Raw genomic sequence first — 5,466 nt, forward strand, 5'->3', positions numbered from 1 at the left:
AGGGAATTCCTGATGATAAAACCAGGGAAAAACCGATGATTATACCAGGGAAAAGCTGTTGATAAAACCAGGGAATTTCACTTGACAAAACACATTCTAGTGCATGTAAAACGAGCGGCTCTCTTTCCTTTTTGCTCATTCCCCGATAGATCAAAGGCAACTCCACATTCTCATAGGCACTTAATCTCGGGAGCAGGTTAAAACTCTGAAAAACAAATCCAATCTTCTGATTACGAATCTCAGCAAGCTGAGAATCCTTAAGCACGTTTATTGCTTGACCATCCAGATCATAGATACCTTTATCTACAATATCCAAACACCCGATGATGTTCATCAGTGTGGATTTGCCGGAACCTGACGGCCCCATGATGGCCACGAACTCTCCATTATCAATATCTAACGAGACATCATCTAATGCTTTAATCGTTTCCTCGCCCATCGTATAGTATTTACTAGCATTCTCGATATGGATTAACGTCATAACCTTCACCTCCATTACTTGCACACGATCCAAATAAATGAAGTATCCGATTCGTAACCTTACCTTTTCGCCTTATAAAACTCATGATACAGCTTCATGAGCGCCCTTTTCTCAATCCGCGACACATACGACCGCGAAATACCCAGCTCCTTCGCAATCTCCCGCTGCGTCCGCTCTTCCCCGCCAAGCTCCAGCCCAAATCGGCCAACGACGACTTCCTTCTCGCGATCGTCCAAGATTTCCAAGTTCCGATATATTTTGCTCTTCTCTATCTTGAGCTGCACCTTATCCACTACGTCATCAACTTCCGTACCGAGAATGTCGATGAGCGTAATTTCATTCCCCTCTTTGTCCGTTCCGATGGGATCATGCAACGACACATCTTTCCGCGTTTTCTTCAATGAACGCAGATGCATCAAGATCTCGTTCTCAATACAGCGAGCTGCAAACGTCGCGAGCTTGGTCCCTTTGTTCGGCGAGAACGACTCGATGGCTTTGATCAATCCGATCGTCCCGATGGAGATTAAATCCTCCAAATCTTCTCCTGTATTGTCGAATTTTTTTACTATATGGGCGACCAGTCTCAAATTGTGTTCAATCAACTTGTTCCTAGAGTGATCATTACCTTCTGCCATAAGCCTCAGATGTCGTTCTTCTTCTTCCTCGGTGAGAGGTTGTGGAAACGCATTATTTTTGACATAGGATACAAGCAAGGTTAGCTGCTTAATTAATACGGCTATTGCGCTAAACAATCCAGGCATTCCAGTCACCCCCTTCAATGTTAGCGGATCTTAGCTGTTCGGAAGTCTCCGCTTTAAGCTTAGTATTAGTGTATGTGGGTGGGAGCCTAGAAGTGCCTGTACCTTATAACTTAGACAAAGAAGTCATCTGGAACTAGCTCATTAAAATTAACTTGTGGGGATCTTGTTACACTAAGATAAGAAAGTAACTTTAGTCTCCTCTGATTGAACTCATACATCGCCTGCTCTTTTGAGATCTCCATCAGAAAAAACTTCAATTTAACGTCCTTAAACTCTCTAAACTTATTGATTTCTGACATACAAATAAATCCTGTGGCCGCAAGTTCCTCTACCTTAGAAATATCTATAACAACCACATCCAACAATTCACTGATCCCAAAGATACTTAGAAAATGTTGAACTAAAACGGCTGGCTTCGTCTCTAAGAGAGAGATTGTCCCATAATCGGATACAACCTTTTTCTCTTTTTGAAGGATTACTGAAGAGCACGCACGTTTTCTAAGTCTGTACCACTCTCCAGATAAGATCTCTAGTTTTTTATGATATTCATGCCATACCACCAATTGATCTTGAATGTCCATATCAGCCCACCAAATGTTATATGTATTTTTCAATTGTTTATTGGGGCTAAAACGAACAAACTTCTCTACTAATAGCATATCTTTATTAATTAATCTTAGTAGCTGATCTTCACTTAACTTCTCAATACAAATAGAACATGCATGAACCAAAATGCCTAGATCATAAAACATCTCCTTTAGAGCATCCTTATCCCAGGCGTATTCTTTGTTAGAAAGAAACTTACTAACTACACCAATTTCCTTCCATTCAATTCTCATTTTTTCAGAATTCATTTGAAACAGACGAACATTTTCCTTAATACTGCTCGTAATGAATTCGTACTGTTTCATTTCCTTATACTTGCCTTGCTCAAAGAAATAGTTGAGATGAAAGATCGTCATTGATATACTACTCCCACTCAACTATCTTCATGGGACTATATACATTTGCCTGCTTTAACTTGAACTTTCTATGCAGCACTACACCAACATCCGTTTCTTTATTGGTCTTCTCTGCTAACAAGCTTTCTAAGTGGCCAATCATTGTAATTTGAACTTCATTACCTAGATAATGAACTCTCACCTCATCAATAAGCCATTCAACGATTTTTCTTTTATCTTCAAATGATAGTTCTGAGCCATTGCTTCCAATGAACTCCTTAATGCGTTCTGTTGCTAATGTAATCTTTTCAGCATTCAAATTTCCCTCTTCAAACGCTTCGAGTTGCAATAAATAATTGTCTAGAGTTCGTTGAAGATCTAACTTAGAAACATTGATTTTGGCAATCTCTTCTGCCATTTGCTCCTCATTAATTACATCACGCATAAACATTATTTTTATTTTTTCAATTTCTTTCCCCTTTTCATTAAGTTGATTTCTTACCAACTCGCTGGCTTGTTTAATCTCACTAACAACTGACTCCGACATCACATCTAATTGTGCAATATACTCATTTGGGTCAGATATCACTGACATTATGAGATTCCATATAAACTCTTCAAGCAAATCAGCTCTCAAAGTCTTTGCAGGACAAGCTGTCACACCACTTCCATAACGCTTTGGGTTTTTATTCGGGCAGCGATAACAGGTATACTTTCTTTTCACACCATCGTACAAACCTTTTGATGCATAAGTTGTACAATCCCAAGTTCTTCCGCAATGCGAACATCTAATTATTGATTTGAGAAGATACTCATATTTTGTGTTTCCGGATCTTGTAGTGTTTTTTACTTTTTGCTCTTGTGCTAATTCAAAAAGTGCCGAATCAACGATAGGCTCAATTTCAACCAGAATCCAGTCACCTTTCTCACGAAATTCATAAGTTTTTTTAGGTGCACCGCCTTTGGTTTTCTCACCTTTCACCTTTTTGAATTTTCGGCGATTGTAATAGTATTTACCGATATAAACCTCTGAATTTAAAATACGCGAAATTGAAGAAGATCCCCAATTGCAACTTTCTTGCCTTTTTGGGGATACGCCCAAATCATACAATTTACTTCCAATTTCACGTAGGGTCAAGTGATCAAAGATATACCACTGATAAATATTCCGAACAACCTCTGCCTCTTTTTCATTTACAACTAGATTCTGGTTTTCGAAATTATATCCAAACGGTGGAACCCGCATTGGCATTATCTTCTTATCACGTTCAACTGCCTTTAGCCTGCCGCGCACAGTTCTTTTCTTAATAAGTGCTAGCTCGTACTGAGCAATAACACTCATTAAGTTAAAAAACAGTTGGCCTTCCGGAGTTGAGGAATACTCTGTGTCAACGAATAGCAATGCAATTCCCTTTGACTCAAACTCTCTGCAAATAAATAGCTTATCTGTGAGGTCACGAGAAAGCCTGTCTGGATGAGTAACAAAGACATGAGTGATCAATCCACTTGCAATATCTTGCCGAAGACGGTTAAGCTGCGGGCGTTCAATGTCCTCGCCACTAGCTCCTTCCTCACGGTACACAATTACATCATTCAAGGAGTGACCGAGATCAGAAATCCTTTTTAAGCAAAGTTCAGTTTGCGCATCAAGGCTTGTACCATCTGCAGCTTGGCTGCCTGTCGAGACACGTGGGTATATAGCTATAGCCATTTTCTTCTTCCTTTCTTAGCTGCATGTACTTGTGCTCTGTGATCCTTCAGTTCTTGAAAGCGAGCATAGTATTGGTGTAGATACTCTTCAGGGAACACTTTAGGAGTAGGCAGTAAATTGCAACATATCAACTCCGAATTAGGATTAATTATGTAAATACAATCAAGGCAATCAGGAGCGTAATATACCGTTACCTCATTACAAATCGATCCTGATTTTAATCTAAACCATTGCTTTTCTAGAGCTAAACTACTTGAGTAGAATCTCCCTTCAAAATCAATACCCCTATTAGTTAGCAATGCATAACCTTCTTCAAAATCAAACATTCAAACACCTACATTCCAAGTAATAGAACATTTGTTCTCATTACTGTTATGCCCAATGAAAAGAAAAATAAACCGACTTTATTCAGTCGGTTTGGATAGTAGCCTTTTGATGATCAACTCAATAGCTCTTTTCTTGGCTGCTATAGCAGCATCATTCTTTGTTGTCATGAGCGATTGAATTACCATCGTTCTCTTTTGATTCATTGTCGGAGCAATCTTCACGCTCCTCCTCTTGTTTAATCCATTTCTCTAAAAGATCTAATGCTCGTTTGCGATTTTCCTCCAAAGTAAAAACCCCCTGAATGCTACATATCAGGAGGTTTCTCAATTTTTATTAATCGTAATTTTGTACTACCAATAGCTCATAGCCGTTTAAAATACATTGGCTCAGTCAATACTGAATCTTCACTTTTAATTATATAGCCCCAATGTGTTCTTCCCTCTAATACAGTTAACATTCTACCTTTAATTGGATTAAATGCTTTAATCAGCTCTTCAAATTCCAACATTAACTCCTCACTTGAGAAACCATTAAGAACTTCTAACGTGATTTGACCATTACCTGACTCAATTCTTAATGGAATATATTTGTCATTATGGAATTTCAAGCGAATGCCCTTTATATTTCTTATGTGCCGATTTTTCAGCAAATTTATAAATCCTATTATCTCTTCTTCTTTATTTTGAATGTAGAGTAAATGCTCATCATCGTAGATTTGCTTGATATCATCAACTACTAACCAATGAAAAGGAACTCTACAAATCAAAGCTAACTTTGCCACAAATTCTATTCCGTACTCATTAGAAACATTCTTTGAGTAGCGAAATTTAGTTATTTTATTCGCACTTACAGAAAGAATCGCTTCAAGATCTTTATAACTTAAACCTACATAATCAGGTTCAAGAACAAAATCACCCTACGGGTGAATAAACATTTCTAGCCGACGGTTTTACTCAATCCTCGGCTTTTCCTTTCTTACCATCGTCCCATTACATGCAGGGCAAAAGAAAGTCGGTTCTTCTCCATCTTCATCTCCCCATGAACATTCATCCACGATGAAATCGGGAACTGGGTCTATACACCCACATTCTAAACACACGTAATCAATAAATACATCTGGATCATTCATTCCGAGCCAATCTTCTATCGTGCCTTCCATCCCTTTGTTCAGCTCATCCAGCTGCTTTTTCTCTTTGTTTTTTTCGTCTTTCATATGCTTGCATCCCCCATTTTTTCTCTTGTTCT

The 5,466-nt window shown here is 38.5% G+C and carries 8 protein-coding genes; all 8 read right to left on the minus strand.

The features are described 5' to 3' along the window. Nucleotides 1-481: ABC transporter ATP-binding protein (locus G519_RS46620; protein WP_154669668.1), on the minus strand; the 481-nt coding region annotated here is incomplete at its 3' end. A gap of 59 nt (nucleotides 482-540) precedes the next feature. Next, the gene (gene sigK, locus G519_RS0137715; RefSeq protein WP_029198942.1) at nucleotides 541-1,242 is read right to left on the minus strand and encodes an RNA polymerase sporulation sigma factor SigK; all 702 of its coding nucleotides are present in this window, start codon (nucleotides 1,240-1,242) and stop codon (nucleotides 541-543) included. Nucleotides 1,243-1,352: 110 nt separating this feature from the next. Beyond that, a complete protein-coding gene (locus tag G519_RS0137720; RefSeq protein WP_029198943.1) occupies nucleotides 1,353-2,204 on the minus strand; it encodes a hypothetical protein in 852 nt (283 codons plus the stop codon). Nucleotides 2,205-2,211: 7 nt separating this feature from the next. After that, complete coding sequence (locus G519_RS48270) at nucleotides 2,212-3,894, minus strand: recombinase family protein (protein ID WP_064743616.1); 1,683 nt, start codon at nucleotides 3,892-3,894, stop codon at nucleotides 2,212-2,214. Next, nucleotides 3,885-4,220: a hypothetical protein gene (locus tag G519_RS0137730; protein ID WP_029198944.1), complete on the minus strand. Its 336-nt coding sequence runs from the start codon at nucleotides 4,218-4,220 to the stop codon at nucleotides 3,885-3,887. Before G519_RS0137730 ends, G519_RS48270 begins: the two co-directional genes overlap by 10 nt. A 151-nt stretch (nucleotides 4,221-4,371) precedes the next feature. Continuing rightward, nucleotides 4,372-4,506 (minus strand): hypothetical protein, encoded by a 135-nt coding sequence (locus G519_RS53205; protein WP_268633495.1) that lies wholly within the window; start codon nucleotides 4,504-4,506, stop codon nucleotides 4,372-4,374. Between the two features lie 76 nt (nucleotides 4,507-4,582). Then, nucleotides 4,583-5,002 (minus strand): hypothetical protein, encoded by a 420-nt coding sequence (locus G519_RS0137740; protein ID WP_029198945.1) that lies wholly within the window; start codon nucleotides 5,000-5,002, stop codon nucleotides 4,583-4,585. Nucleotides 5,003-5,170: 168 nt separating this feature from the next. Further along, nucleotides 5,171-5,466: hypothetical protein (locus tag G519_RS0137745; protein ID WP_208860932.1), on the minus strand; the 296-nt coding region annotated here is incomplete at its 5' end.

This window comes from Paenibacillus alginolyticus DSM 5050 = NBRC 15375, assembly GCF_000422905.1.
Classification (GTDB): domain Bacteria; phylum Bacillota; class Bacilli; order Paenibacillales; family NBRC-103111; genus Paenibacillus_E; species Paenibacillus_E alginolyticus.